Annotated in this window: 22 protein-coding genes, 2 pseudogenes and 1 riboswitch; of the genes and pseudogenes, 14 read left to right on the top strand and 10 right to left on the bottom strand. The window is 73.4% G+C overall.

Translation table 11 applies throughout. From position 1 onward, the window contains the following. Together ACZ4M5_RS31130 and ACZ4M5_RS31135 are read left to right on the top strand one after the other, a co-directional pair. Window positions 1–444 (top strand): annotated as a pseudogene (locus ACZ4M5_RS31130) (2-oxoacid:acceptor oxidoreductase subunit alpha); the annotation flags it as partial. Continuing rightward, a complete protein-coding gene (locus ACZ4M5_RS31135; protein WP_467741788.1) occupies window positions 437–1,516 on the top strand; it encodes a 2-oxoacid:ferredoxin oxidoreductase subunit beta in 1,080 nt (359 codons plus the stop codon). The pseudogene ACZ4M5_RS31130 and the gene ACZ4M5_RS31135, both read left to right, overlap by 8 nt. A 36-nt stretch (window positions 1,517–1,552) precedes the next feature. Here the strand turns inward: ACZ4M5_RS31135 and ACZ4M5_RS31140 are convergent, their stop codons facing one another. After that, window positions 1,553–1,939, bottom strand: a complete 387-nt coding sequence (locus tag ACZ4M5_RS31140; protein WP_467741790.1) for a winged helix-turn-helix transcriptional regulator — start codon at window positions 1,937–1,939, stop codon at window positions 1,553–1,555. A gap of 90 nt (window positions 1,940–2,029) precedes the next feature. Between ACZ4M5_RS31140 and ACZ4M5_RS31145 the strand changes: the two genes are divergently transcribed. Next, complete coding sequence (locus ACZ4M5_RS31145) at window positions 2,030–2,884, top strand: SDR family oxidoreductase (protein WP_467741792.1); 855 nt, start codon at window positions 2,030–2,032, stop codon at window positions 2,882–2,884. A gap of 208 nt (window positions 2,885–3,092) precedes the next feature. Further along, window positions 3,093–4,043: an EamA family transporter RarD gene (gene rarD, locus ACZ4M5_RS31150; protein WP_467742010.1), complete on the top strand. Its 951-nt coding sequence runs from the start codon at window positions 3,093–3,095 to the stop codon at window positions 4,041–4,043. An 80-nt stretch (window positions 4,044–4,123) separates the two neighbouring features. On the opposite strand, the pseudogene ACZ4M5_RS31155 reads toward rarD, so the two are convergent. Then, window positions 4,124–5,410 (bottom strand): annotated as a pseudogene (locus ACZ4M5_RS31155) (MFS transporter); the annotation flags it as partial. 435 nt (window positions 5,411–5,845) lie between these two features. Here ACZ4M5_RS31155 and ACZ4M5_RS31160 point away from each other — a divergent pair. After that, window positions 5,846–6,319, top strand: coding sequence for a VOC family protein (locus tag ACZ4M5_RS31160; protein WP_467741794.1), 474 nt, complete (start codon window positions 5,846–5,848; stop codon window positions 6,317–6,319). A 140-nt stretch (window positions 6,320–6,459) separates the two neighbouring features. Continuing rightward, on the top strand, window positions 6,460–7,410 hold the full coding sequence (locus ACZ4M5_RS31165) for a M28 family metallopeptidase (RefSeq protein ID WP_398112065.1): 951 nt from the start codon (window positions 6,460–6,462) through the stop codon (window positions 7,408–7,410). A gap of 19 nt (window positions 7,411–7,429) precedes the next feature. Here the strand turns inward: ACZ4M5_RS31165 and ACZ4M5_RS31170 are convergent, their stop codons facing one another. After that, window positions 7,430–8,908, bottom strand: a complete 1,479-nt coding sequence (locus ACZ4M5_RS31170; RefSeq protein WP_467741797.1) for a tetratricopeptide repeat protein — start codon at window positions 8,906–8,908, stop codon at window positions 7,430–7,432. Window positions 8,909–9,068: 160 nt separating this feature from the next. Between ACZ4M5_RS31170 and ACZ4M5_RS31175 the strand changes: the two genes are divergently transcribed. From ACZ4M5_RS31175 to ACZ4M5_RS31185, 3 genes are read left to right on the top strand one after another with little or no spacing between them, the layout of a single operon-like run. Beyond that, entirely contained in the window at window positions 9,069–9,569 is a 501-nt protein-coding gene (locus ACZ4M5_RS31175) for a DUF6668 family protein (protein ID WP_467741799.1), read from the top strand. Next, the gene (locus tag ACZ4M5_RS31180) at window positions 9,566–10,795 is read left to right on the top strand and encodes an amidase (RefSeq protein ID WP_467742012.1); all 1,230 of its coding nucleotides are present in this window, start codon (window positions 9,566–9,568) and stop codon (window positions 10,793–10,795) included. Before ACZ4M5_RS31175 ends, ACZ4M5_RS31180 begins: the two co-directional genes overlap by 4 nt. Window positions 10,796–10,843: 48 nt before the next feature. Next, window positions 10,844–11,425, top strand: coding sequence for a flavodoxin family protein (locus tag ACZ4M5_RS31185; protein ID WP_467741801.1), 582 nt, complete (start codon window positions 10,844–10,846; stop codon window positions 11,423–11,425). A gap of 120 nt (window positions 11,426–11,545) precedes the next feature. Here ACZ4M5_RS31185 and ACZ4M5_RS31190 read toward each other — a convergent pair whose 3' ends face one another. Further along, complete coding sequence (locus ACZ4M5_RS31190; protein WP_467741803.1) at window positions 11,546–12,772, bottom strand: LolA family protein; 1,227 nt, start codon at window positions 12,770–12,772, stop codon at window positions 11,546–11,548. Between the two features lie 230 nt (window positions 12,773–13,002). Next, entirely contained in the window at window positions 13,003–14,013 is a 1,011-nt protein-coding gene (locus ACZ4M5_RS31195) for a polyprenyl synthetase family protein (protein WP_467741805.1), read from the bottom strand. Between the two features lie 505 nt (window positions 14,014–14,518). Next, a riboswitch (cyclic di-AMP (ydaO/yuaA leader) is annotated at window positions 14,519–14,688 on the top strand. A gap of 3 nt (window positions 14,689–14,691) precedes the next feature. On the opposite strand from ACZ4M5_RS31195, the gene ACZ4M5_RS31200 reads away from it, so the two are divergent. Next, a complete protein-coding gene (locus ACZ4M5_RS31200; RefSeq protein WP_467741807.1) occupies window positions 14,692–15,492 on the top strand; it encodes a transglycosylase SLT domain-containing protein in 801 nt (266 codons plus the stop codon). On the opposite strand, the gene ACZ4M5_RS31205 is transcribed toward ACZ4M5_RS31200, so the two are convergent. Further along, complete coding sequence (locus ACZ4M5_RS31205) at window positions 15,456–16,304, bottom strand: HAD family hydrolase (RefSeq protein ID WP_467741809.1); 849 nt, start codon at window positions 16,302–16,304, stop codon at window positions 15,456–15,458. The genes ACZ4M5_RS31200 and ACZ4M5_RS31205 overlap by 37 nt on opposite strands. 186 nt (window positions 16,305–16,490) lie before the next feature. Between ACZ4M5_RS31205 and ACZ4M5_RS31210 the strand changes: the two genes are divergently transcribed. From ACZ4M5_RS31210 to ACZ4M5_RS31225, 4 genes are all read left to right on the top strand, one after another. Beyond that, window positions 16,491–17,561: a GNAT family N-acetyltransferase gene (locus tag ACZ4M5_RS31210; protein ID WP_467742014.1), complete on the top strand. Its 1,071-nt coding sequence runs from the start codon at window positions 16,491–16,493 to the stop codon at window positions 17,559–17,561. Between the two features lie 20 nt (window positions 17,562–17,581). Further along, the gene (locus ACZ4M5_RS31215; RefSeq protein WP_467741811.1) at window positions 17,582–18,868 is read left to right on the top strand and encodes a glycosyltransferase family 2 protein; all 1,287 of its coding nucleotides are present in this window, start codon (window positions 17,582–17,584) and stop codon (window positions 18,866–18,868) included. A 170-nt stretch (window positions 18,869–19,038) separates the two neighbouring features. Next, the gene (locus tag ACZ4M5_RS31220) at window positions 19,039–19,821 is read left to right on the top strand and encodes a polysaccharide deacetylase family protein (RefSeq protein ID WP_467742016.1); all 783 of its coding nucleotides are present in this window, start codon (window positions 19,039–19,041) and stop codon (window positions 19,819–19,821) included. A gap of 112 nt (window positions 19,822–19,933) precedes the next feature. After that, entirely contained in the window at window positions 19,934–20,695 is a 762-nt protein-coding gene (locus ACZ4M5_RS31225; protein ID WP_467741813.1) for a hypothetical protein, read from the top strand. Window positions 20,696–20,717: 22 nt separating this feature from the next. Here the strand turns inward: ACZ4M5_RS31225 and ACZ4M5_RS31230 are convergent, their stop codons facing one another. From ACZ4M5_RS31230 to ACZ4M5_RS31245, 4 genes are all read right to left on the bottom strand, one after another. Further along, complete coding sequence (locus ACZ4M5_RS31230) at window positions 20,718–21,863, bottom strand: glycoside hydrolase family 26 protein (RefSeq protein ID WP_467741815.1); 1,146 nt, start codon at window positions 21,861–21,863, stop codon at window positions 20,718–20,720. After that, window positions 21,860–22,300 (bottom strand): hypothetical protein, encoded by a 441-nt coding sequence (locus ACZ4M5_RS31235; protein WP_467741817.1) that lies wholly within the window; start codon window positions 22,298–22,300, stop codon window positions 21,860–21,862. The genes ACZ4M5_RS31230 and ACZ4M5_RS31235 overlap by 4 nt, the downstream gene beginning before the upstream one ends. Beyond that, complete coding sequence (locus tag ACZ4M5_RS31240) at window positions 22,297–24,105, bottom strand: glycosyltransferase (RefSeq protein WP_467741819.1); 1,809 nt, start codon at window positions 24,103–24,105, stop codon at window positions 22,297–22,299. The genes ACZ4M5_RS31235 and ACZ4M5_RS31240 overlap by 4 nt, the downstream gene beginning before the upstream one ends. A 205-nt stretch (window positions 24,106–24,310) precedes the next feature. Continuing rightward, window positions 24,311–26,674, bottom strand: coding sequence for a lipopolysaccharide biosynthesis protein (locus tag ACZ4M5_RS31245; protein WP_467741823.1), 2,364 nt, complete (start codon window positions 26,672–26,674; stop codon window positions 24,311–24,313). Window positions 26,675–26,678: the final 4 nt, after the last annotated feature.

Here is a 26,678-nt window from a genome sequence, read left to right on the forward strand (position 1 = left end):
GGCGGCATCGAGAAGCAGGACGGCACGGGCAACATCTCCTACGACCCGGCCAACCACGAGTTCATGGTCCGCACCCGCCAGGCCAAGATCGACGGTATCGACGTCCCCGACGTCGAGGTCGACGACCCGGACGGCGCCCGCACCCTGGTGCTGGGCTGGGGCTCCACGTACGGGCCGATCACCGCGGCGGTGCGGCGGCTGCGCAGGGCCGGGGAGTCGGTCGCGCAGGCGCACCTGCGTCACCTGAACCCCTTCCCGCGGAATCTGGGCGCGGTGCTGGAGCGTTACGACAAGGTGGTGGTCCCCGAGATGAACCTCGGGCAGCTCGCCACGCTGATCCGGGCGAAGTACCTGGTCGACGCCCGCTCGTACAACCAGGTCAACGGCATGCCGTTCAAGGCGGAGCAGCTCGCCGCGGCGCTGAAGGAGGCCATTGATGGCTGAGACGTCCACGACAGGCACCCGCACCGTCGAGGCGCTGTCCCTGGTCCCCAAGGCCGAGGGCAGGCAGTCGATGAAGGACTTCAAGTCCGATCAGGAAGTGCGCTGGTGCCCGGGCTGCGGCGACTACGCCATCCTCGCCGCGGTGCAGGGCTTCATGCCCGAGCTGGGCCTGGCGAAGGAGAACATCGTCTTCGTCTCGGGCATCGGCTGCTCCTCGCGCTTCCCGTACTACATGAACACCTACGGGATGCACTCCATCCACGGCCGCGCCCCGGCCATCGCCACCGGCCTGGCCGGCTCCCGCCGGGACCTGTCGGTGTGGGTCGTCACCGGTGACGGGGACGCGCTGTCCATCGGCGGCAACCACCTGATCCACGCCCTGCGGCGCAACGTCAACCTCAAGATCCTGCTGTTCAACAACCGCATCTACGGCCTGACCAAGGGCCAGTACTCGCCCACCTCCGAGGTCGGCAAGATCACCAAATCGACGCCGATGGGCTCGCTGGACGCCCCGTTCAACCCGGTGTCGCTGGCCATCGGCGCGGAGGCGTCGTTCGTGGCCCGCACGGTGGACTCCGACCGCAAGCACCTCACCGAGGTGCTGCGCCAGGCCGCCGCCCACGAGGGCACCGCCCTGATCGAGATCTACCAGAACTGCAACATCTTCAACGACGGCGCCTTCGACGCCCTGAAGGACAAGCAGCAGGCCGAGGAGGCCGTGATCCGCCTGGAGCACGGGCAGCCGATCCGCTTCGGCGCCGACCAGGCCAAGGGCGTCGTGCGCGACCAGCTGACCGGGGATCTGAAGGTGGTCGCGGTGACGCCGGACAACGAGGGCCAGGTCCTCGTCCACGACGCGCACGCCCCCTCCCCGACCACGGCCTTCGCGCTGTCCCGGCTGGCCGACCCGGACACCCTGCACCACACCCCGATCGGTGTGTTCCGCTCGGTCGACCGGCCCGTCTACGACACGCAGATGACCGACCAGCTGGACACCGCGATCGAGCAGCACGGCAAGGGCGATCTGGCGGCCCTGCTGGCGGGCGGCGACACCTGGACCGTCGTCGGCTGACCCTGCCGAAGAGCACTCCGGCGAGGCCCGGGACCGCTAGGAGGCGGCCCGGGCCTCGTCGTACGCCCGGCGCGCCTGCTCCACGTCGTCCATGCGGCGGTGGGTCCAGCTCGCCAGGGACCGGACCTGCTCGGCGGCCTCGCGGCCGAGGGCGGTGAGGGAGTAGTCGACGCGCGGGGGGATGACGGGCTTGGCGTCGCGGTGGACCAGGCCGTCCCGCTCCAGGGTCTGGAGCGTCTGCGTGAGCATCTTCTCGCTGACCGCGCGGCCCCCGGCGGTGCCGACGGCCCGGCGCAGCTCACTGAAGCGGTACGACCGCTCCAGGAGCGCGATCAGGGCGAGTACGCCCCAGCGGCTGGTGACGTGTTCCAGGACGAGCCGGTGCGGGCACAGGGTCTCATCCCCGCGATCACTTACTGACATGCCAGTACCTTACTTCAAAGTGGGTACTTACGAAAAGTAAGCGCCGCTCCTAGGGTTAGTGACATCACACCCCACAAGGAGAGTCATCCCATGAGCATCGTCGTCACCGGAGCCACCGGGCACCTCGGCCGCCTCGTCGTGGAGCAGCTGCTGGAGAAGGTCCCCGCCGAGCGGATCACGGCCGTCGTACGCACCCCGGAGAAGGCCACCGGCCTCGCGGAGCGCGGTGTGCGGATCGCCGTGGCCGACTACAACGACCCGGCGTCCTTCGACGGCCTCTTCGCGGCGGGCGACAAGGTGCTGCTGGTGTCGGGCAACGAGTTCGACAAGGGCCGGGTGCAGCAGCACACGGTCGTCATCGAGGCGGCCAGGGCGGCCGGTGTGTCCCTGCTCGCCTACACCAGCGCGCCCAGCAGCCTGACCGCCGCGCTCGCCGACGACCACCGGGGCACCGAGAAGGCCCTGCTGGACTCCGGCGTGCCCTACACGCTGCTGCGCAACGGCTGGTACCACGAGAACTACACCGAGAACCTCGCCCCGGTGCTGGCGCACGACGCGGTGGTCGCCGCCGCGGGCGACGGCAGGGTCTCCTCCGCCTCCCGCGCCGACTACGCCGCCGCGGCCGTCGCCGTACTGACCGGCGAAGGACACGAGAACACGGCGTACGAGCTGGGCGGCGACACCGCCTGGAGCTTCGCCGAGTACGCGGCCGAGCTGAGCAGGCAGACCGGGAAGGACATCGCCTACCACGCCGTCTCCCCCGAGGCCCTGGTCACCGTCCTGACGGGCGCGGGCGTGCCCGAGCCCTTCGCGCAGATCCTCGCGGGGGTCGACGTCTCCATCGGGCAGGGCGAGCTGGTCGTCCCCGGCGGCGACCTGTCCCGGCTGATCGGTCGCCCGACCACCCCCCTCTCCGAGGCCCTCGCCACGGCCCTCGACGGCTGACACCCGGGCTCGTCACCACGCTCACGGGCCCCGCGCCGCCGCGCCCCCGGACTGTCATGACCGTATGCCGATACGGGCATGACAGCCGGGGGCCACCGGCGTTACCGTCGTCCGCGGAGACACGCAAGGCGCGAAGGAGGGGCCCGTGACCGGCAAGCCGAGGGGTGAGCGGCACATAGGACTGCTGAACGGCTTCGCGGCCTACGGGATGTGGGGCCTGGTGCCCCTGTTCTGGCCCCTGCTGAAGCCCGCCGGCGCGGTGGAGATCCTGGCCCACCGGATGGTGTGGTCGCTGGTCTTCGTCGGCGCCGCGCTGCTCGTGCTGCGCCGCTGGGCCTGGGCGGGCGAGCTGCTGCGGCAGCCGCGCAAGCTCGGGCTGATCACGGTCGCGGCGGCGGTCATCACGATCAACTGGGGCCTGTACATCTGGTCCGTCAACTCCGGGCACGTCGTCGAGGCCTCGCTCGGGTACTTCATCAACCCGCTGGTCACCATCGCCATCGGCGTGCTGCTGCTGAAGGAGCGGCTGCGGCCGGTGCAGTGGGCCGCCGTCGGGACCGGCTGCGCCGCGGTGGTCGTCCTGACCGTCGGGTACGGCCGGCCCCCGTGGATCTCCCTGGCCCTGGCCTTCTCCTTCGCCACCTACGGCCTGGTGAAGAAGAAGGTGAACCTCGGCGGCGTGGAGTCGCTCGCCGCCGAGACCGCGATCCAGTTCCTGCCCGCGCTCGTCTTCCTGATCTGGCTGGGCGGCCGGGGCGAGTCGACCTTCGCGACCGAGGGCGCGGGGCACGCGGCGCTGCTGGCCTCGGCCGGCATCGTCACCGCGCTCCCGCTGGTCTGCTTCGGCGCGGCCGCCATCCGCATCCCCCTGTCCACCATCGGTCTGCTGCAGTACATGACGCCGGTCTTCCAGTTCCTGCTGGGCGTCCTCTACTTCCACGAGGAGATGCCGCCGGAGCGCTGGGCCGGGTTCACGCTGGTGTGGCTGGCGCTCGCGCTGCTCACCTGGGACGCGTTGCGCACCGCCCGCCGCGCCTCCCGGGCGCTCACCAGGGAGATCAAGGCGCCCAGCGCCACCAGGGCGACCGGCACCGACAGCGCCGCTCGGAAGGCCGAGAGCGTCTCCTCGGGGCCGGACCCGGTGGACGCCAGGCCGTAGACGGCCGTCACCGCGGAGATGCCGATGGCGGAGCCGAACTGTGTCGCCGTGGTGAGCAGTCCGCCGGCCAGGCCCTGCTCCGAGGCGCTCACCCCGTCCGTCGCGGCGATGGTCAGCGGGCCGTAGGCCAGGGCGAAGGCGAGGCCCGACAGGAAGAGGGTCGGGAACATCATCGCGTAGGACCAGTCCATGCCCACCGGCAGGAACAGCGCGTAGGCGGCCACCGCCAGCGCGAAGCCGCCGACGATCACGCGGGCGTTGCCGAAGCGGGCGACCAGTCGCGGGGTGAGGGTCGGGGCGAGGACGGCGTCGATGCCCATGACCAGCAGGGCGAGCGCGGTCTCCGTGGACGACCAGCCGCGCAGTTCCTGCAGGTAGAGCGTGACGACGAACTGGAAGCCGAAGAAGGCGCCGAGGAACAGCAGGGCCCCCAGGTCGGCCCGGACGACCGGGCCCTGGCGCAGGATGCCCAGGCGGACGAGCGGGTCGGGGCAGCGTCGTTCGACCACGACGAAGGCGGCGGCCAGGAGCAGCGCCGTGAGGCCCGTGGCCAGGGTGATCGGCCACTGGTGCAGGCCGTGTTCCAGGCGGACGACGGTGTAGGCGGCGAGCAGCATGGCGCCCGCCGCGGTGGCCGCGCCGGGCAGGTCGAAGGTGCGCCGGCGCGAGGGCGGGGCGTCGCGCCGGGGGATCAGGCGGACGGCGGCCGCGAGCAGGGCCGCGGCCAGCAGCACGGGCGCGAAGAACACCCAGCGCCAGCCCAGCTCGGTGAGCAGCCCGCCGATCACCAGGCCGAGGGAGAACCCGGCCGCGCCGGTCCCGGCGAAGATCAGCAGGGCCTTGTTGCGTGCGGGCCCCTCCTCGTAGGAGGTGGTGATCAAAGAGAGGGCGGCCGGGGTCATGAAGGCGGCGGCGACGCCCGTGACGAACCGGGCGACGATAAGCATCCAGCCCTCGGTGGCGAAGCCGCCCAGCCCCGAGAAGGCGAGGAAGACGGTCAGCCAGAGCAGGAACATCCGCCGCCGGCCGAGCAGGTCGGCGGCGCGGCCGCCGAGCAGGGTGAAGCCGGCGTAGCCGAGGACGTAGGCGGTCATCACCCAGGCCGCGGTGCCGGTGGTCAGGCCGAGATCGGAGCGGACGGCCGGGACCGCCACCGCCATCATCGCGACGTCGATGCCTTCGAGGAAGATCGTTCCGCACAGGACGAGCAGCAGCGCCCAGGCACGCGTGCCCATGGATCCACACTCCCCCGCCGAGGACCGCTCGCGCAACCGAGATACGCGCGAGCTGCGCCGGGGCAGCGACGGGACCGGCCGGCCATCCCGTCCCTGGAGGCCAGGACGGAACAGCACCGGGAGGAGAAGCATGGGCCTCGCGCGGCGGACGGCCGTGGGCGTCGCGCGGGCGGACGGCCGTGGGCCTCGCACGGCGGACGGCCGTGGGCCTCGCACGGCGGACGGCCCTGAGCGCCGCGCGGGCGGACGGCCGTGGGCGCGGTCCGCGGTGAGCGGGAACAGCGCGTCGCGCGGGGCGCGGGCGCGCCGGGGCTGCGCGGCGGAGACGGTGGCATGGAGCCCGTCGGGCAGCCTGCTGCGCTCCGCCCAGGCGACCAGGCCGGCGGGTGCGTGCTGCACCTCCCAGCGGGCGAAGGCGCCGGGACCGCCGGGGGTCGGCAGTTCCAGGCACAGCGCGCCGGGGTCGAGGCGGAAGGGCTTGCCCCGGGCCGGGACCAGGGTCGGGTCGGGGGACGGATCCGGCGATCCGGCGGCGCGTTCGCTCACCCGGCCAGTACAAGTGGTTCCATGACGCAGACACCGACATCCCCGGCCCCCGTCCACTTCAAGGTCGTCGTCGACGCAGGGGACCCGCAGGCGCAGGCCGACTTCTGGGCCGCCGCCCTGCACTACGAGGTCGAGGACAACAGCGCCCTCATCGAGAAGCTGCTCGGCTTCGGCGCCCTGCCCGAGGACGCCACGGTCTCCTTCCACGGCCGCCGCGCCTTCCGGGACCTGGTCGCCGTGCGCCACCCGGGGGACCCGGTCGACGAGGAGAGCGGGACCGGGCTGGGGCGGCGGCTGCTGTTCCAGCGGGTGCCGGAGGCCAAGACGGTCAAGAACCGGCTCCACCTCGACCTGCACCCGGGCCAAGGGCGGCGCGAGGAGGAGGTCGCGCGGCTGGAGGGGCTGGGGGCGAGTGTGCTGCGGAGGGTGAAGGAACAGGGCGGTGAGTGGGTGGTCATGGCGGACCCGGAGGGCAACGAGTTCTGCGTCCAGTGACGTGACCGGCTTCCCCAACTCTGTGGCCGATTACCGGTCTTGACGGAAAGTCAGTCCCAGCTTCACCATCTGGGCACCCCATTCACTCCGGGCTGCCCGTGGACACCCCACGGCTTCCCGACGGAATCCGGAGTCCCCACATGAAGCTCTCCGTTTCCGCGCGCACCGTCGCCGCGGGCGGCATGGCAACAGCCATGCTCCTGACCGGCGGTGCCGTGGCCGACGCCGCGTCCTCCGCTCCCTCCAGAGCGGCGGCCGCGCCGGACATACCGGTGGCGAACGTCAAGACGCACCTGTCCCAGCTGCAGTCCATAGCCACCGCCAACGGCGGCAACCGCGCGCACGGCCGGACCGGCTACAAGGCCTCGCTGGACTACGTGAAGGCCAAGCTGGACGCGGCCGGGTACACCACCACCATCCAGCAGTTCACCGCCTCCAGCCGCACCGGCTACAACCTGATAGCCGACTGGCCCGGCGGTGACACGAGTCAGGTCGTGATGGCCGGCTCACACCTCGACAGCGTCTCCTCCGGTCCCGGCATCAACGACAACGGCTCGGGCTCGGCCGCCGTGCTGGAGACCGCGCTCGCCGTGGCCCGGGCCCAGTACAAGCCCACCAAGCACCTGCGGTTCGCCTGGTGGGGCGCCGAGGAACTCGGCCTCGTCGGCTCCCGCTACTACGTCAACCGGCTCACCACCGGCGACCGTTCACGGATCAGCGCCTACCTGAACTTCGACATGATCGGCTCCCCGAACCCGGGCTACTTCGTCTACGACGACGACCCGGCGATCGAGAAGACCTTCAAGGACTACTTCACCGGCATCGGCGTCCCCACCGAGATCGAGACCGAGGGCGACGGCCGCTCCGACCACGCGCCCTTCAAGAGCGCGGGCGTTCCGGTGGGCGGGCTGTTCACCGGGGCGAGCCGGACGATGACGTCGGCGCAGGCGGCGAAGTGGGGCGGTACGGCGGGCCGGGCCTTCGACCGGTGCTACCACTCCTCCTGCGACACCACCGCCAACATCAACGACACCGCGCTGAACCGCAACAGCGACGCCCTCGCGTACGCGGTGTGGGAGCTGTCCGAGTAGCAGCCGCGGGCCGGTCCGCCTAGGCGCCGCCGGCGCGTGCGGTGAGACGGCCCATGCGGGCACGGGCCGACTCCAGTTCCTCGATCTCCTCGGCGGCCGCGCCGCCCTCGGCGGCGAGTTCGGTCCACAGGGCGATCAGTTCGTGCCCCAGCTCCAGCCCGGTCGCCGCGTCGCGCACCGCCCGCCAGGCGGTCGCGGCGCTGCGCACGTTGCCGTAGGCGCCCTCCGCGTCACCGGTGCGGCGGCGGGCGGCGGCCAGGTCCAGCGACATCCGGAAGGCCCGGAGCGGATCACCCGCCAAGTACGCGATGTAGGAACCGAGTTCGCGCAGCCGGAGCACCTCGGTGTGCTCCGGCCCGAGCGTGCCGGACGCCCGGGCGACGGTCTGCTCCGCCAGGTCCGCCGCCGCGTCGATCCGGCCCTCCTTCACCGCCTCGTTGATCCGCGCGACCGGCTCCGCGAGCACCGCGGGGGCGTTCGGGTCACCCGGGGCGGTGAGGGGCTCGTCGCCGAGCACGGCCTCCGCGACGGCGTCGAAACCGCGCGGCGGGGTGGGCTTGGGGTCGGGGTCGGCCGCGAGCAGGGCGGCCTCGGGCACCGGCACGGGCCGCGGCGCCGGAGGGTCCTCGGGGACGGGCAGCGGCCTGGCCTCCATGGCCGGGGGCGGGCCGAAGGAACCGGTCGGGGGTGCGACGGTGCCGGGGGCCGACGGCGGGGCCGGGGGCGTGTCCTGCGGTACGGCGCGCAGTTCGAAGGTCGGGACGGACTCGCCGGCCGGCTGCGCCTCGGGCACGGCCCGCAGGGGGAACGTCGGGGCGGCGCCCCGCTCCGGCGCGGGACGCAGGACGTGGGTCGCGCTGTCCCCCCGCCCGGGCTGCCGCTCGGCAGTCACGCCGGCAGGACCTTGCGGCTCGGCGGCCCCGGGAAGGGGCCCCTGCCGCTCCGACGCCCCGGGAACAGGAACCGGCCTCCCCGGCGCCCCGGGAACAGGCCCCTGCCGCTCCGGCGCCCCGGAAACAGGCCCCTGCCGCTCCGGCGCCCCGGAAACAGGCCCCTGCATCCCCGGCACCCCGGGAACAGAAACCGCCCTCTCCGACGCCCCGGGAACAGGCCCCTGCCGCTCCGGCACTCCGGGAACAGGTGCCTGCCGCTCCGGTGTCCTGGGGACGGGTTCGGCCGTGAAGTGGCTGGAGCCGTCCGGGTCCACGCGCAGCGGGACGACGTAGCCGATGCGCTCGTCGTCGACCGTGGCCAGCACGGGATGCCCGGTCGCCAGGGCGATGTGGTGGAGCCGGTCGAGCACGGCTCGCTGGATCTCCTCGCCGGGGGCCGCGAAGACCGGGACCCCGCCGACCGACGCGCCGTCGGACGCCCCGCCCGGACCCGCCGGGGAGCCCGTCCCCGCCCGGGGGACGTGGACCTCGATCGGCGTCGCCGGGGTCGCCGCGCGCACGGCCTGCTTGTGTTCCCGCTTCTTCTCGCGGCTGAGTCGAGACATCGTCCCCTCACTCGGCGTCGTACACCTACTGTCGAGTGTGTCCGCTCGCCCACGCTTCTCACGTCACCGCGGTGTCACAGGCTCGTCCCAAGGACAACGCCTGCCGGAGGGGATCGTTCCGCAGGGTGCGGGCACCGAACACACGAGGGAGGAGAGGGGCATGCCCACAGGGCGACAGGGGCCGGAGATCTGGTTGCGCGGCCCGGTGACCGCGACCGGGCCGGGAGCGCCGCAGCCTCCGCACGACCGCGCGGCGCCGCGGAGCTTCTCCTGGGTCGGCACGCACGGCGGGGCGGGCGTCTCCACCCTCGCCGCGGTCTACGGCGGCCACGACAGCGGCCGCTCCTGGCCCGGGGCGGGCGCCCCGCGCTCGGTGCTGCTGGTCGCCCGGACGCACGCGGCCGGTCTGGGCTCGGCCGCCGCGGCGGTGGAGGCCTTCCGGCGCGGGCAGGCCCCGCCGGGTCTCGACCTCGACGCCGTCGTGCTCGTGGCGGACGCCCCGGGCCGGCTGCCGCGCCCGCTCGCCCAGCGCGTCAGATCCCTGGAGTCGGTGATCGACGTGTACCGCGTGCCGTGGGTGACGGCCTGGCGGCTCGGCGAACCCGGCGGGCCGCCCCGCGAGACACAGGCCCTGGCCCGCCTCACCGGAGCGGTGCGCTGACGGCCGTTCCCCCGTCCGCCACCGGGATCGCGGCGGCCGTACGCTCCCGGCGCCTGCGCGCCACCGGCGTGGCCGCGGCGGCACTGCGCCGGATCGAGCGGGCCGACCCGGACCTGTGCGCGTTCCTGGAGGTGTGGCACGAGGAGGCACTGCGCCGGGCGGCGGAGGTGGACGCGCTGCTGGACGGGGGCGGCGTCTCGGGCGAACCGCCCCTCCCACTCGCCGGTGTCCCTGTCGCCGTGAAGGGCCGTCACGGGCTGCGCTCCGCGAAGGCGCTGGTCGAGGCCGGGTGCGTGGTCGTGGGGGCGACCTCCGTGCCCGGGCCGGGGACGCCGTGGCAGACCTGGGGGCTCGGGGCCCGGGGTCGGACGGTGAATCCGTGGCGCGCGGACCGGACGCCGGGAGGTTCCTCGGCCGGGGCCGCCGCGGCGGTGGCGGCCGGTCTGGTGCCGCTGGCGACCGGCGCGGACGGGGCCGGGTCGGTGCGGATCCCGGCGGCGTGGTGCGGGGTCCTCGGGCTGAAGGCGACGAACGGACGGCTGCCCTCCACCGACCGTACGGGCCTCGCCGCCCCCGGCGTGCTCGCCCGTTCGGCGCGGGACGCGCAGCTGTGGTGGCGAGTGGTGTCGGGGGAGCCGCCGCCGCCCGCGGTGGCGCTGCCCGTCACCGCCGTCTGGTCCCCCGGCCTGGGCTTCGCCGCGCCCGACCCGGAGCCGGTGGCACTCGCCCGGGCGGCGGTGGAGCGGCTCGTGGCGGCCGGGGTGGTCCGGCTCGTACGGCCGCGGGTGCCGGTGGAGCTCGCCGACCCGGGGCCGGCGTGGCTCGCGCTGCGGGCGGCCGGGACCGGGCGGCCGGCGGGTGGTCCGGGTCCCGGGGCGGACGGGGCCCACCGTGTGCGGGCCCGGAACGACCGGCGGCTGGCGGGGCTGTTCGGCGAAGCGCAGCTGCTGCTCACCCCCACCGCCCCGACGGCACCGCACGGCCACGAGGGACCCGGGGACCGCTACTCCACCTCCCTCACCTGGGCGTTCAACCTCAGCGGGCATCCGGCGCTGAGCCTGCCCGCCGGGTTCGGCGGCGACGGCTGCCCGGCCGGGCTGCAGCTGGTGGCACCGCACGGGCGGGAGGCGTTGCTGCTGGCCGTGGCGCGGGAGGCGCAGGCCCGGGCCGGTCACCGACCCGGCCCCGGACGAGACCCTGGCGGATTTACTTGCGCACGCATATGATGCAAGCGCCTGTAATTGACCTACGCCCATCATTCAGGGGGAACAGCCATGACCCGCCGCTTCCTTTTCGTCCTGGGCAGCGCCCGCTCCGACGGGAACTCCGCGTTGCTGGCCCGCCGGGCCGCCGAGCAGCTGCCGGCCGACGCCGAACAGCAGTGGCTCGACCTGACCGCCCATCCGGTGCCGGACTTCGAGGACCTGCGGCACGACAGCGACCACGTCCGGCCGACCGAGGGCAATGTGGCGCTGCTGCTCGACGCCACGCTCGGCGCGACCGACATCGTGATCGTCTCGCCCCTGTACTGGTACTCGGTCTCGGCGCAGACCAAGCGCTACCTGGACTACTGGTCCGGCTGGCTGCGCACGCCCGGCCTGGACTTCAGGGAGACCCTGGCCGGACGGACGCTCTGGGGCGTCACCGCCCTCGCGCACGAGGAGCAGGTGGTGGCCGACCCGCTGATCGGGACGCTGCACAACTCGGCCGCGTACATGGGGATGCGGTTCGGCGGGGTGCTGCTCGGCAACGGCAGCAAGCCCGGTGATGTGCTGGCCGACACCGAGGCGCTGGCCCGGGCCAAGACGTTCTTCGCCCAGGAGGCTCCGCTCGCGCGGTTCCTGTACGAGACGTGAGCGCCGGGTGCGCGGCCGGGGGACACGGAAGCCGGGGACGGTGCGCGCCGGGACGCTCACGTCCCGGCGCCTGCGACGTCCCCGGCCTCGTGCTCCCGGTCTCCCGGCGCGCGTGGCGGGTCACTTCCCCGCGTCGGCCGCCTTCACGAGCGCGTCCTTGGTGACCGCGCCGACGTAGACCTGGCCGTCGTCGGTGACGAGGGCGTTGACCAGGCGGGTCGAGAAGACCGTGCCCGAGCCGAACGCGCCGGTGACCTTGTCGCCGAGCGAGTCGACGAAGCCGCCGAGGTCGCCGCCGGCCGCGCCGGAGGGCACACCCTCGCCGCCGGTGCCGAAGGTGGCGATGGCGTTCCAGCCCTCGCCGATGGTCTTCATGCCGCCGGGACCCTCGCCGAGGTCCTTCCCGGACTCCGGGGCGTGTCCGCCCTTGCGGGCGTGCTCCTCGACGCCCTGGCCGAACTCCTTGCCGGCGTCCTTCTCCTCGGTGACCTTCGCGCCCTTGGGCGGGGTGAAGTCGAAGGTGGAGGCGGCCGGCCGGGAGAAGTCGACCTTGGTGAAGCCGGCGTCCACGACGGCCGAACCGCCGCTCGCGGGAACCAGCGTGAACTTCAGCGGCATGCCGGTCTTCGCGTCCACCGCCACGGTGACGGCTCCGACCGTCGAACCGGACTGCTTCGGCTCGACGACCAGCTTGTAGGCGTCGCGGCCGGCGACCCGGGCGGTGCCGTCCACCGTGACGGAGGTGGTGTCGTCGACGGCCTTCAGCACCTCCTCGGCGAAGTCCTTGGGCGTGGCGGGCGGCTGCTCCTTCTCCGCCTTCGGGCTCTGCGGGCCGGTGCCGTGGTAGACCTCGCCGGACTTGCCGTCGTAGGCCCAGACGTCCTTGCCGTTGTGGATGACGCTGTACTCGGCCGCGTTCTCCACCAGGGACAGCTTCTGCCGGTCCGGACCGTCGGCGGCGACGCGCAGGGTGTGCGTGCCGGAGGCCAGTTCGGTGAGCTTGGCGGTCGGGTCGGCGGAGGAACCGTCGCCGCCGCCCGCGGCGCCGGAGAGCAGACCGGACTCCAGGCCGCCGAGGTTCGGCAGACCGAGGTCCGTGGTGATCTTCACCGTGCCGGACAGCTGCTCGACGTCCGACTTCGCGATCTTCTCGACGAGCTGCTGGGCGGTGATGTCCGGCAGGTCGGGGTCGCCGGAGTCGGCGAGCGCCGGGACCAGGCCGATCGTCGCGGCCGCCACCCCGATCACCGTGACCGGGACGACGTAGCGAGCGGCCTTGCGCCGCCGGGACTGCCGCTCGTCGGCCTCCCCGCCGGTCGTGCTGTCGTCGGATGCGTACGGTGCCATGTGTGCCCTACCTCCGTGGTCGGCGGCGGCCGTCCGTGTCGTCCACGCACTCGTCCGTGAGCCGCCATTCTCACCCGAACAGGTGAGGAGTGGTGTCTTCCGTGGTTTCCATCTGACCAAATCGGCCGGGCGGATACGTCAGACCGCGGGCTCAACTCCGCGTACTGCTGGGGTATGACACGCGGGGGCGGCTTCTCCCCCGACCCGTAGGGGTCCGGGGAGGGGCGGGGTCAGCCGGCGCGGTGCACCACGGCGTCGCACAGCTCCAGCAGCGCCGTCTTCGCGGCGCAGTCGCGCAGCGGTGCCAGTGCCGAGCGGGCGTCCTGGGCGTAGCGGACGGTGTCCTGGCGGGCCTGCTCCAGCGCCGGGTGGGCGCGCAGCCGCCGCAGGGCCTCGGCGTGCCGGGCGTCGTCGGTGAGGTCGGAGTCGAGCAGCTCGCACAGGGCGACGTCCTCGGCGAGGCCGAGCCGGGCGGCCCGCTCGCGCAGCCGGAGCACCGGCAGGGTGGGGATGCCCTCGCGCAGGTCGGTGCCGGGGGTCTTGCCGGACTCGTGGGAGTCGGAGGCGATGTCCAGGACGTCGTCCGCGAGCTGGAAGGCGACGCCGAGCCGCTCGCCGTACTGGGTGAGCACGTGCACGACCGTCTCGTCGGCGCCGGACATCATCGCGCCGAAGCGGCAGGACACGGCGACCAGCGAGCCGGTCTTGCCGCCCAGCACGTCGAGGTAGTGCTCGACGGGGTCGCGGCCGTCCTGCGGTCCGGCGGTCTCCAGGATCTGCCCGGTCACCAGCCGTTCGAACGCCTCGGCCTGCACCCGCACGGCCTCCGGGCCGAGGTCGGCCAGGATGTGCGAGGCGCGGGCGAAGAGGAAGTCGCCGGTGAGGACCGCGACGGAGTTGCCCCAGCGGGTGTTCGCGCTCTCCACGCCGCGGCGCACGGCGGCCTCGTCCATCACGTCGTCGTGGTACAGCGTGGCGAGGTGGGTGAGTTCCACGACGACGGCCGAGGGCACGATGCCCGGCGCGTACCGGTCGCCGAACTGGGCGGCGAGCATCACCAGCAGCGGCCTGAACCGCTTGCCGCCGGCGCGCACCAGGTGCTGGGCGGCCTCCGTGATGAAGGGCACCTCGCTCTTGGTGGCCTCGAGCAAGCCTTCCTCGACAGCCGTCAGTCCGGCCTGGACGTCGGCTTCCAGAGCCTGGTCCCGCACGCTCAGCCCGAACGGCCCGACGTCGGTCACGAGGGGTCTCCTGTCTGCTGGTGTCTGGCGGTGCTACGCGCATTGTCGATAGGTCGCTGCCCTCACTCGAGTCAGCGTATCCGGTCACGTTTCGATCACCGCCAGCGCCCATGGTTACAGGCCGGGCGGTATCCGATCAGGACCGCAATGTTTTCGATCAGGTCATAAGAGCAGACATTTATCGACTTACCGGGAGGTAGCACCCTATGCCCGATTTGCCGACATAGGGAAGCGAATCCCAGTTGTGCACATTGCTCTCGGAGTCGTGATCAGTGAGTTGAATCACGCCCACCCTTTCACGACGGCACCCGGAACGCGGCCCCTACACCCTTCCCCCTCAAGCGAGTTGAGCCTTGGCGAAAGCAAAGGATCAAGCTGCCCCATACCGGTCCACCAAGGTCAACAAGCGCCATATGTGACTCCCGTGCTTGTTCCCGACATGTGCTCTCGCATACGTTCCCGCCCTGTCCGGCGGACGCCGAATCCTGCCACCGTCCGGGCACCCATCCACCGATCACTCACGCAGGGCAGGAGCGGGGGACCCAGGTAAGTCGCCGGTCCGCACAGCGGAACGGCTCGGGGTGAAGCCGCGCACGGCACACGGTGCCGTACGCGGCCGGGCACCTCCCGGCCCGAACCCGACAGCTCACCTCGCAGGCGCCGGAGAGGAACATCGCCATGCCCGGACGAGGCACGCACCGTCGCCCCCGTAAGAACCCGATCACCCGTGGTGTCGTCGCAGCCGGCACCGGCGGGGCGGCCCTGGCCCTCCCGCTCCTCGGCGCGGTGAACGCCGTCGCCGCCGAGCCGCAGAGCGCGCCCGCCGCGCACGTCCTGCCGCAGGCCGCCCAGCCCGCGAAGTCGCTCACGTACACCGTGACCAAGGGCGACACGCTCTACCGCATCGCGGACACGTATGACGTCTCGGGCGGCTGGAAGCAGCTGTACAAGGACAACCGCTCCGTCGTCGGCGACAACCCCAAGCTGATCCACCCGGGTCTGAAGCTGAAGGTGAAGGGCGCCGAGGCCGCCGCCCCGGAGAAGAAGGCGACCCAGTCGTCGGCGCCGGCCAAGCCGGCCGCGAAGCCCGCCACCCAGTCGGCCGCGAAGCCCGCCGGCGGTGTCGCCCAGGCCACCCAGGCCGCCACGAAGACCTACGCGGACAACCTGGACGGCTGGATCCGCGAGGCGCTGGACATCATGGCGCAGAAGGGGATCCCGGGCTCCTACGACGGCATCCACCGCAACATCATGCGCGAGTCGTCCGGCAACCCCCTGGCGATCAACAACTGGGACTCGAACGCGGTCGCGGGCACCCCGTCCAAGGGCCTGCTCCAGGTCATCGACCCGACCTTCGCCGCGTACCACGTGGACGGAACCCCCTTCGACCCGTACGACCCGGTCGCCAACATCACGGCGGCCTGCAACTACGCGGCCGACCGCTACGGCTCGATCGACAACGTCAACGGCCCGTACTGAGCCGCCCCGCCCAGCAGTCGCTCGAGGACGACGGCGATGCCGTCGTCCTCGTTCGACGCGGTGACCTCGTCGGCCACCGCCTTCAGCTCGGGATGGGCGTTGGCCATCGCCACCCCGCGGGCGGCCCAGTCGAACATCGGGATGTCGTTGGGCATGTCACCGAAGGCCAGGGTGTCCGCGGGCCGCAGCCCCAGATGCTCGGCGGCCAGCGCCAGCCCCGTCGCCTTGGTCACCCCGCACGGCTGCAACTCCACCGTGCCCGGACCGGACATGGTCACGGTCGCCAGTGAGCCGACCACCGACCGGGCCGTCGCCGCCAGTTCGTCGTCCGACAGGAACGGGTGGCGCAGCAGCACCTTGCTGATCGGCTCCCCCCACAGGTCGTCGCGCCGCTCGACCCGGACGGCCGGCAGGGTCGGGTGCGGCATGAGGTAGCCCGGCTCGATCAGCGTCAGCCCGTCCACGCCGTCCTGGTCGACCGCCGCGTACACCTGCCCCACCTCGGCCTCGATCTTGCCGAGGGCCGTCTCCGCGAGTTCCCGGTCCAGCGTGATGGACCACAGCAGCCGGTCCGCGCCGGCGTCGTACACCTGCGCGCCCTGCCCGCACACCGCGAGCCCCGTGCAGCGCAGGTCGTCCAGGAGCGGCCGCACTCTCGGCGCCGGGCGGCCCGTCACCACGAGGTGCTGGGCACCGGCGTCCGCCACCCGCGCGAGCACGGCGAGGGACCGGTCGGACAGGGTGTCGTCGCCGCGCAGCAACGTCCCGTCCAGATCGGTGGCGATGAGCGAATATGCGAGGGGTGCGGCCATGATCAGAGAATACGGACAGCGGGCCCCTGCGTTTCATCGCGCGACGGACGCCGATTGCCCGGTTGAAGGCCTCTGCACCGATTGGCAACAACATGCTCCGCTACCTACCCGAGGGACCGTCCCGGGCGGTACCTTCCATGTGTCCAGGGGGGACTTGATCGGGGGGTCGGGTTGAGCAGTGGACGCATTCGTGTGGCCGGGCCCGGGGAGCTCGGCGAAGAGGAGCGGGAGTGCTGGCGTGCGCTGCGCGCCGCCTCCCGGGCACCGCGCAACCCCTTCATGGAACCGGAGTTCACCGAGGCCGTCGGCCGGGTGAGGCCGCAGGCCCGCGTCGCCGTGGTGCGTGAAGGGGCGGAGCCGGCCGGCTTCCTGCCGTACGAGCGGGGCCCGTTGGGGCAGGGCCGGGCCATCGGGCTCGGTGTCTCCGACGCCCAGGGCGCCGTCCTGCGGCCGGGTCTGGCACTGGAGACGGGCGAACTGCTGCGGGCCTGCTCGCTGTCGAGTTTCGCCTTCGACAACCTGGAGGCGGAGCAGCGGCTGTTCGTCGGGCACGCGGCCGAGGAACACGCCACGTTCGTCATCGACGTGGAGAAGGGCTACGAGACCTACGAGTCGGTGCTGCGCGGCCAGTCGCCGAAGTTCCTCAAGACGACCCTGGCCAAGGAGCGCCGGCTGGGCCGGCAGACGGGCGAGCTGCGGTTCGTGTTCGACGAACGCGACCCTGCCGCGCTGCGCACGCTCATGGAGTGGAAGTCGGCGCAGTACCGCAGGACCGGCCGCCGGGACCGGTTCGCCCAGGAGTGGATCACCCGGCTCGTCGGGCAGCTGGCCCAAACCCGGGCCGCGCAGTGCAGCGGCACGCTCTCCGTACTGTACGCCGGTGAGCGGCCCGTCGCCGCGCACTTCGGACTGCGTTCGGCCTCGGTCCTGGCCTGCTGGTTCCCGGCGTACGACCCGGAGTTCGCCAAGTTCTCGCCGGGTCTGGTGCTGCATCTGCGCATGGCCGAGGCGGCGGCGGCCGAGGGCATCACCACGCTCGATCTGGGGCGGGGCGCCGCCGAGTACAAGGACGCGCTGAAGACGGGCGAACTGCCCGTGTACGAGGGCGCGGTGCTGCGGCCCGGGGCGGGCGCGGCACTGCACTGGCTGCGCCGTGAGCCGGTACGCCGCGCGCACGGCTTCGTCCGCGCCCGGCCGCGGCTGGCGGCACTGGCGGCGCGGACCTTGAAGGGCGCGGCCCGGCTGCGCCGTACCTGACACGAGTGGGGGGAGGGCGCATGGCCCGTACGGCACGTGCGCGGGAGGAGATACGGCGGTTCCTGGCCATCGGGGCGGTGCAGGTCGCCGAGCTGGACCTCGGCGCCGGGGAGGCGGTGCTCGTCCCGGGTCCGGGCAGCTTGCCCGTGACGTCCGGGGAGGTGTTCGTGCTGGTGCGCAAGGGCGGCCGGCCGGTGGGCACGTTGCTCGGACGGGTTCCCGAGGGGGCGGACCCGAAGGCCGTGCTGGCGGCCCGTGCGGCGGTGGAGTGCGCGGCGGCACCCGGCGAGGAGCCGGAGCGGTCCGGGGAGCCGCCGTTCACGAGCGTCGTCGTGGCCACGCGGGAACGGGCCGGGCAACTGGCCAGGGCACTGGACTCCCTGCTGGCGCAGGACCATCCGCGCTTCGAGATCGTCGTCGTCGACAACGCGCCCGTGACGGACGGGACCCGGGAGCTGATCGAGCGGAAGTACGCCGAACGCGTGCGGTACGTCTGCGAGCCCGTTCCGGGGCTCGCAGCCGCGCACAACGCGGGGCTGGCCGCCGTGGCGGGCGAGGTGGTGGCCTTCACCGACGACGACGTGGTCGCCGACCCGCGCTGGCTGACCGAGCTGACCGCGCCGTTCGCCGCGGACGCCCGGCTCGGCTGCGCCACCGGCCTGATCCTGCCCGCGCGGCTCACCACGCCGGCCCAGGTGCTGCTGGAGAGCCACGGCGGCTTCGCCAAGGGCTTCACCCCCAGGACGTACGACCCGGCGAGGCCCCCGGGCGACGAGCCGCTGTTCCCGTTCACGGCGGGGCGGTTCGGCTCCGGCGCGAACATGGCGTTCCGGACGCGGGTGCTGCGCGAGGTGGGCGGCTTCGACCCGGCCACCGGGGCGGGGACGGCCGCCCGGGGCGGCGACGACCTGTACGGCTTCGTCCGCGTCCTGGCCCAGGGCCACCGGCTGCACTACACGCCGTACGCCCTGGTCTGGCACCACCACCGGGAGACCTGGCGGGACCTGGAGACGCAGGCCTACGGCTACGGGGCCGGGCTCACCGCCTACCTCACGGCGGTCCTGGTGAACCGGCCCGGGCTGCTGCCGGCGTTCCTCGCGCGGCTGCCGCGCGGCCTCGCCCACGCCCGTGCGCTGACGGCCGTCCGCGAGACACACGGCGGCGGCACACCGGGCGACCACGACGTGCGGACCCACCCGTGGCCGCGACGGCTGTCCCGGCTGCAGCGCAGGGGCATGCTCTACGGCCCGCTCGGCTACCTCAGGGCGCGGCGGGTGCTTCGTACGGCGGTGCGGGGGGCGAGATGACAACGGGCGGCGGGGACCGGAGGAGACCGGAGACGCCAGGCGGGGCGGGGGGCGCGGCGTCGGCGGAGCCCGGCCCGCGGGAGGGGACAGGGCACGCGGCGTCGGCGGAGCACGGCTCACGGGCCGGTGGGAGGGCCCGGGGGCGGGACGGGGCGGGTGGCCGTGCGGTCATCCCGGTCTTCCTCTACCACTGCGTGTGCGACGATCCGCCGGACTGGATCGCCGAGTTCACGGTGACGCCGAAGCAGTTCGCCGCGCATCTGGACGCCGTCGTGCGCAGCGGGCGCACGCCCGTCACGATCAGCGCGCTCGCCGACCACCTGGCCGGGCGGGCACCGCTGCCGCCGCGGCCCGTGCTGCTCACCTTCGACGACGGGTTCGCCGACCTGCCCGGCCCCACCGCCGAGGCGCTGGCGCGGCGGGAGTTGCCCGCGACCGCCTATCTGACCACCGGCGCCATCACCCCGGGCGGCCGCAGTCTGCTGCCTCCCGCCGCGATGATGACCCTGGACCGGGCCGTGGAGCTGGAACGTTCCGGCATGGAGATCGGCAGTCACACCGTCACGCACGCCCAGCTCGACACCCTGTCCGCGAAGGACCTGGCCCACGAACTCCGCACGTCCAAGGCGGTGCTGGAGGACGCCCTCGGGCACGAGGTGCGCCACCTCGCCTACCCGCACGGCTACAACAGCCCGCGCGTACGGGCCATGTCGGCCCGGGCGGGCTACGAGACGGCGACCGCCGTCCGGCACGCGCTCAGCTCCGAGCGCGACGAGACCCACCGCATCGCACGGCTCATCGTCCGGCGCACCCACACCCTCGCCGACGTGGAGGGCTGGCTGGCGGGGGCGGGTGCCCGGATCGCCCCGTACCGGGACGGGCCGAGGACGATCGCCTGGCGCTGGTACCGGCGGGCCCGGGCGGCGGTGCGCGGCCCGGAGTTCGCGGGCTGACCGAGGCCGCATCGTGATGTGCGGGTGTACAACCCCGTAGGGGAGCCGGTCGTCTGTAAGGCGCCGGAGGGATGAGCCTCCGGCGCCTTTCCGTACGGAGATCGGGGATCAGGTGGGCAAGCAGGTCTGGAGAGTCGCCGTCGCCGGTGGTGCGGCGGCGGTGTTCACGGCCGTGGCCGCGGTGCCGGCCGGGGCGGCCGAGGGCGGGGTGGCGTTCACCCGTGTCCAGGTGAACGGCGGCAAGCCGGTCGTGATCGGGGTGTCGAAGGAGGTCGCGGTGCCCGCCTCCTTCCGGATGGCGACCACGCGGGCGTGGGAGTACCCGGCGGTGTACCTCTACCGCGACAACGGGGACGAGCTGTGGCACGCCATCGAGACCAGCGACTGCAACAAGGTGAGCGCGGGCGTCTGCGACTTCGACGAGACGATGTACTTCGACCCGAGCGTGTGGGACATGCGCAACAGCGAGGCCGGGGTCTGGAAGGTCGCGGCCCGGGTGCACTTCAAGGGGGACGGCGGTGACACCGACCACGAGGATCTGACGGTCCACGTCAAGCGCAACTCCCGCCTGACCGTCAACGCCTCGCCCGAGCCGGTGGACAAGGGCCGGACCATCACGGTGACCGGGAAGGTCACGCGGGCCGACTGGGAGGCCAGGAAGTACGCCTCCTACGGGGGCCGCCTGGTGAGCCTGCAGTTCAAGCCGGCCGGCACCGCCTCCTACAGCACGGTGAAGAAGGTGTACGCGAACGGCTCGGGTGAGCTCAGGACGACCGTGAAGGCCTCCACGACCGGTACGTGGCGCTGGGTGTACTACGGCAACACCACCACCGGACCGTCCACGTCGTCCGGGGACAACGTCGTGGTGAAGTAGCCGGTCGCTCGGAGGACACCGGCTACTCCAGCGGCTGGTTGAGGTACGGGTCCGCGACCGCGGTGCGCAGGCTGTCCCAGGCCGCGTCGTTGGCCAGGGCGAGGTCGCAGTGGGGCCCGGGGTCGCGGTAGTTCCACTGCAGGGCCGCCTTGACGCCGTCCAGTCGCTTCAGCACGGAAGGCACCTGCGCGTACCACTCGGCCTGCCGGTCCGGGCGGTCCGGATCGGCGGCGGTGCCGAACTCGGAGAGCATCAGCGGCTTGTCCCGGGAGATGTGCTCGCGGATCCAGGCGTGCGTGACGTCCTGGGTCCGGGCGAAGGTGCGCCAGCCGGTGTCGTGGCAGCGGAAGTAGTTGTACTGGTTGTAGCCGACCCAGTCGACGTACTCGTCGCCCGGGTACATCGCCATCATCGTGTCGGCGTGGTCGAGGTAGCCGGTGGTGATCCACGTCCACACCACGTTGCGGACGCCGAGTTCCCGGAACCGGTCGTGGATGTGCCGCCAGGCCCGCACGAACTGCGCCGGTGTGCCGTTGGCGGGGGTGCGGGTGTCCATCTCCAGGTCGAAGGAGAGGAACACCTTCTTTCCGTAGTCCTTGATGCGCCGGGCCTGGACGTCGACGACCCGCTCGTCCAGTTCCCCGGCGGCGATCTGCTCCCATGTCGGCTGCTGCTTCCTCGTGCCGCCCCACCACTTGCTCTCCCAGGACAGCAGCAGCATGCGGTCCCGGCCGACCCGCTGCTCCTCCGGGGTGAGCAACTGGCCCTCGCGGCGGGCCCCCTCGGGCAGCGACATGTCGTGGTACGTGTACACGATGTCGAGCTTGCGGCCCACGCGTCGCTCGTAGGCGGCGACCTTCTCCGGCAGGTCGTCCCGCTCGTGCGGCACGAACGCGCCGAACCAGGCCCCGCAGGGCGGCTCCAGCAAGGCCGTCGGACGGCAGCCGGCCCGGGAACCGGCGGTTCCCGGCTCCGGACCCGACGCGTTGCGCAGCGCCAGGACGGCGACCAGGACGGCGCTGACCACCGTCGCGGAGGTGAGCAGCAGCCGGCGCCGCTTCGAGGCGAACGGCCCGCCGGGGCGCCGCCCGGCGGAGCGCTCCCCACGGTGCTGCCCGGCCCGGCCCGGGCCGCGGCGGAGAAAGGGACGGGGACGGTCGAACCTCACTGAGCGGAACCCTCCGGAGTCGTCGGCGTCGTCCGCGCCCGCGGCGAGGCGCGCAGCGGCGGGCAGAGCGCGGCGAGTGTGGTCAGCAACGTCAGCGTCAGCAGCACGCGCTGGGCGCTGAAGGTGTGCGTGGCGATCAGGACGGTCGCGACGAGCATCACGGCCGCGACGGACACGAACAGGGCCAGCATCAGCCGCTCCAGCAGGTCGGAGCGGCGGGCGAACTCCGCCTCGCGGCCCTCGGCCGGGCCCTCGGCGGGCTGCGCCGCCAGAGCGGGGGCGCACACCCGGACCAGGGCGGCGCCCGGCCCCGCCGCCAGGAAGAGCACGACCGCCGCGCCGCGCAGCGGTGATCCGCCGGGCAGGGCGAGCGTGGCGAGGGCCAGCCAGCCGCCGAACGGGGGCACCATCCGGACCAGGAGTTCCTGCGGTGTCATCGCCGCGCTCCTTCCGGCTGCTTCAGTGCGTAGAGCCACCCGGCGCCGTTCTGCGCCACGAGCTCGAACCGCGGCGAGGCCGCGACGGAGTCCCGGATGCGGTCCAGCTGTGCCCTGGTGAGCTGCCCGTTCATCTCGGAGTTGGCGTACTGCCCCTGGGTGAGCAGCAGGTAGGCGCGGGCCGGCCGCGCCACCCCGGCCATGTCGGTGGCGAGGGTCGCGGCGGGCCGGGCGACGATCCGGTCGACGTGACTGCGCGCGTCGTCCAGGAACCAGTAGTGGTCGACGCTTCCGTAGGAGTCGTAGGCCAGCGGGTAGTTGCGGTTGGCGGCGACGACGAGGGAGCCGTCGGGTGCCTGGTCGAACAACTGCCGCACGAGGGACACCTCCTGCGGCGGGAAGTAGTTGATCCGGTCCTTGCCCGAGTAGGCGGGGACGAACGCCAGGGTCGCGGCCAGGAGCGCCCCCAGGGGCACCCAGGTGGCGGCCCCCCACCGACGGGCCCCCGCGAGGGCGGGCCGGACGTCGTGGGTCTCCCGCGGCCCGGCGTCCGAGGGGGTGCGCGCCCCGGGCAGGATCGCGGCGGCGGCGAAGAAGGCGGCGCCGGGCAGCATGAACAGCAGGACGCGGAAGATCATCTCGCTGCCGTAGCTGCTCGCCGCGAACATCGGCAGCGGGGCCGCTGCGATCAGCAGCAGCGGCCGGGCCCGGTGGCGCAGCGCCCGCCGGCGCAGCACGCCGTGGGCCGCGAGCAGCAGCACCGAGCCGGACAGCAGCCGGGCCGCCCAGGAGGTGGCGACGGCCCCGGTGCCCGTCGGGGTGGCGCCGTAGCCGGTCTCGACGTTGGCGCCGACGTCCCCGACCGAGCGGATCATGTCGGGCATCGCGGCGGACAGGAACGGCAGCGCGGCCGTGAGGCACCAGGCCAGGAAGATCACGACGGTGGTGGCGAGCGGGACCCAGTCGCGGTGGCCGCGGCTGAGACACAGGGCGAGCAGGCAGACGACCAGCATGCCGGGGGTGAGCTGGTGGGAGATGACGATGGCCGTGACCAGCAGGGTGACGAGCACCGTCCACACCGCGGGCCGCGGCCCGCCGCCCGCCGTGGTCCGGCCGAAGCGGCGCAGCACCACGGCGAGCACCCCCAGGTGCAGCGCGTAGGCCACCGACTGGGGCGAGAAGTAGTCCTGCCCGACCCAGTTGGCGACGTAGAACAGCCAGACCGCGGTCCAGATCAGCCGCCGGTCCTGCGTGAAGGTGCGGTAGATCAGCAGCAGCGGGAGCAGCAGCATCAGGCTGGAGACCAGGGGCCACCAGGCCATGAACAGCGTCGACGACTCCACGCCCAGCAGTCGCACCAGGGCGGCCTGGGCGGCGAAGAAGCCCGGCCACTGGTCGTAGACGGCCATGTCGCCGACCTGGTCGGCCGTCTGCAGGCCGCCCGCCGTCAGCAGGTGGTCGATGACCGCGTCGTGCTTCCACGCCCAGGCGTACAGCGGCGTCGGGTAGAGCACGGCCTGGGTGGCCCGCTCCATCACCAGCAGCCCCAGCACGTACGCCGCCGCCCAGACCCCCGGGTGGCGCGGGTCGCGGACCGTGCGGAAGAACCCGGCGGTGAGGACCGCCAGTCCGGCCCAGAACGCCGGGTGCAGCGCGCTGACCAGCCCGTAGTCGTCGAGCCGTGAGACGTCGGTGTGCCGCACGGCGTACGCCCACAGCGCGAGCGCCACGAGCAGCGGGATGCCCGGCCAGGCGAGCGCGCGGCGCCCCGGCAGGCCGGGGGGCAGGTCGGACAGGTCCGTCACGGGCTCGTGGACGGGGCCCGACGACTCCGGAGAGGCGGGGCCTGCCGCCTGCCCGGCGGTTCCCGGACGGCTGTCCGGGGTGCCCGTGCCGGCCCGTGCGGGTGCGGGTTCCGGCGTGGATCTCTCCTTCGGAGTGGCTGGCGGACGCACGGTGGTTCCCCCCTGGCGGTTCGGCTCGGTTCGGCTCTGTTCGGCTCGGGCGTGATCAGTCGTGGCGACCGGCCGGCGGTCTGTGCGGGGCGCGGCGGGACGCGGAGCGGGTGAAGCGGACGGGGCCCCACGCCGGCGCGGCTCGGCGCAGGAGCGGTGCCAGGGGGGCGAGGATGGCGAGGACGGCGAGGACGCACAGGGCGGCGAGCAGGAGCGGCGCGAGGGGCGCGAGCGCGTCACGCCACACCCAGCCGCCGACCGCCACGAGGTACAGCACCCCCCAGCGCCCCTGCCACGGCAGGCGTCCGGCCGCCCGGGCGAGCAGCGGCCACAGCGGTACGAGGCACAGCAGCAGGCACAGCGGCGGCGCCCAGCGCAGCAGCGGCCCGGGCCCGTCCAGCCCGAGCACGTCGGCCAGGGAGCCGGCCGCCCTCGCGTACCACGCCCCGTCCACCGGCCGCGGTTGCCACCCGAGGGCGACCGGCGCGGTGTGCAGGGCGAGCAGGGCGGCGGCCAGGGCCGTGCCGGGCAGCCACGGGCCGGGCCGGGTGAGCAGGGTGACGGCGGCGGCGAACACCACGAGCAGCACGGCGCCCGCGGTGAGCGACGGCAACGGCAGGCCCTGCAGCAACTGCCGTCCGGTCGGCGCCGTTCCGGTGGGGTGTGCGAGCCAGGGCAGGTCGCGCAGCGGCGCGCAGAAGAAGATCACGGCGACGCCGAGGAGACTCCACAGGGCGCCGCGCAGCCGCCGCTCCCCCGGGTCCCCTCCCGCGGGCAGGACCGCCGGGCCGGGCGCATGCCCCGTTCCCCCGGTCTCCGCCGGCACCTGGCCGTGCCCGGCGGCCCCTTCCGGCCGCACGATCAGAGCCATCGTGTCCGCCTGGAGTGCCTCGCGTTCGTATCCGGGGCGCCCGATGAACAGGGTGACGGTGTCCTGGTCGCCGCCCGGCCGGTACGCGGCGTCGCGGGCCCAGGTCGTGCCGTACCCGGCGGTGGCGTTCAGCCTGGCCCAGCGGGTGCCGTAGGCGGCGTGGTCCGGGTCCGGGTCCGGCTCCGGATCCGGTACGGCGGAAGGGCGGGGCGCGGGCGGGAGGGGCGCGGGCGGGCTGGTGGCGGGGCGCAGGGCCGCACGCAGCCCGGCGGCGGACACGACGGCGATCAGCGTCATGCTCAGCAGGACCGCCCAGCCGGCGCCGGCGATCCCGGCCGGGGTGAAGAGCACGGCCGCGCTGCCCAGCACCAGGGTGCACATGGCCCCTTGGAGCGCGGCGAGCACGCCCGTGCGCCCCTGGACGCGCAGCACGCCGATGTACAGCTCCACCACGACCCGGGGCAGCGCGCCGAGGGCGAGCAGCCGCAGCACGGTCGAGCCGTGCTCGGCGTAGTCCGGGCTGAACGGCGTGAGGATGTACGGGGCGAACACGACCAGGACCGCCACGACCGGGACCAGCAGCAGCGTCATGCGGCGCAGGGCGCCCCGGACGCCGTCGGCGAGCCGGCGCGGATCGTGCGAGGCGTGCGCGGTGAGCGAGGAGGCCATGTTGATGGCCATGAACTCCATCGTGCCGCCGACGGTGTACGCCACGTAGAAGTAGCCGTTCTCGGCGGCGCTGAAGCGGACCGCGACCATCACCGGCAGCAGGTTGATCATGGCGAGGCTGAACAGCGCGCCGAGGGAGTCCCCGGCCAGGAACCGGCCCATGTCCCGCAGCTTCGGCGGGTCCTTGTCGCGGTCGGCCCGGGCCTGCCGCGGGATGAGCCGGCGGAAGATCAGCCAGCCCAGGGGCAGCGTGGAGAAGGCGATGGCCACCGCCCAGGAGACGAAGATGCCGAGCACGGGCAGGGTGCCGGCGAACACGGCCAGCAGGGCCAGCTTGCCGACGGAGAACGCCGCGTTGCCGGCCGGCACCCACTCCGCCTTGCGCAGGCCGGTGAGGACGCCGTCCTGGAGGGTCAGCAGCGCCCAGGCCACGCACGCCGCGACGAACACCGCGCCCGCCAGGGGCGTGCCCAGCGGGGCGTAGGAGGCGCCCCACGCGTCCAGTGTGAGCAGGAAGACGGCGGCGGCGAGCGCGACGACCAGCGAGCTGGCCACGTACGTGCCCCACACCAGCCGCCCGGTCTCCCGGCCGGCGCGCGGGACGAAGCGGACGACGGCGCCGATCATCGTGGTCGCGGTGATGCTGGCGAGCAGCCGCATCGCGGCGATGGCGGCCGAGCCCTGGCCGACCGCCTCCTCGGAGTAGTAGCGGGCCGCCACCAGCCAGAAGCCCAGCCCCAGGACGGCCGAGACGCCGGTGCTGAGCATGAGGAAGTAGGCGTTCTTGAACAGCGAGTCGTGGGTGTGCCCGCTGTCGGCAGGCCGCGGTCCGTCGCCGGCGCGCGCGGCGGCGGACTCGTGCACCTGGGTCTCAGCCACGGAA

Source organism: Streptomyces sp. NPDC026246, from assembly GCF_055567995.1.

What these genes read in the sequence shown, in the direction of transcription:
- ACZ4M5_RS31135 (WP_467741788.1), top strand. Translation starts at nt 437, where the DNA reads ATGGCTGAGACGTCCACGACAGGCACCCGCACCGTCGAGGCGCTGTCC.
- ACZ4M5_RS31140 (WP_467741790.1), bottom strand. Translation starts at nt 1,939, where the DNA reads ATGTCAGTAAGTGATCGCGGGGATGAGACCCTGTGCCCGCACCGGCTC.
- ACZ4M5_RS31145 (WP_467741792.1), top strand. Translation starts at nt 2,030, where the DNA reads ATGAGCATCGTCGTCACCGGAGCCACCGGGCACCTCGGCCGCCTCGTC.
- rarD (WP_467742010.1), top strand. Translation starts at nt 3,093, where the DNA reads ATGTGGGGCCTGGTGCCCCTGTTCTGGCCCCTGCTGAAGCCCGCCGGC.
- ACZ4M5_RS31160 (WP_467741794.1), top strand. Translation starts at nt 5,846, where the DNA reads ATGACGCAGACACCGACATCCCCGGCCCCCGTCCACTTCAAGGTCGTC.
- ACZ4M5_RS31165 (WP_398112065.1), top strand. Translation starts at nt 6,460, where the DNA reads ATGAAGCTCTCCGTTTCCGCGCGCACCGTCGCCGCGGGCGGCATGGCA.
- ACZ4M5_RS31170 (WP_467741797.1), bottom strand. Translation starts at nt 8,908, where the DNA reads ATGTCTCGACTCAGCCGCGAGAAGAAGCGGGAACACAAGCAGGCCGTG.
- ACZ4M5_RS31175 (WP_467741799.1), top strand. Translation starts at nt 9,069, where the DNA reads ATGCCCACAGGGCGACAGGGGCCGGAGATCTGGTTGCGCGGCCCGGTG.
- ACZ4M5_RS31185 (WP_467741801.1), top strand. Translation starts at nt 10,844, where the DNA reads ATGACCCGCCGCTTCCTTTTCGTCCTGGGCAGCGCCCGCTCCGACGGG.
- ACZ4M5_RS31190 (WP_467741803.1), bottom strand. Translation starts at nt 12,772, where the DNA reads ATGGCACCGTACGCATCCGACGACAGCACGACCGGCGGGGAGGCCGAC.
- ACZ4M5_RS31200 (WP_467741807.1), top strand. Translation starts at nt 14,692, where the DNA reads ATGCCCGGACGAGGCACGCACCGTCGCCCCCGTAAGAACCCGATCACC.
- ACZ4M5_RS31205 (WP_467741809.1), bottom strand. Translation starts at nt 16,304, where the DNA reads ATGGCCGCACCCCTCGCATATTCGCTCATCGCCACCGATCTGGACGGG.
- ACZ4M5_RS31215 (WP_467741811.1), top strand. Translation starts at nt 17,582, where the DNA reads ATGGCCCGTACGGCACGTGCGCGGGAGGAGATACGGCGGTTCCTGGCC.
- ACZ4M5_RS31235 (WP_467741817.1), bottom strand. Translation starts at nt 22,300, where the DNA reads ATGACACCGCAGGAACTCCTGGTCCGGATGGTGCCCCCGTTCGGCGGC.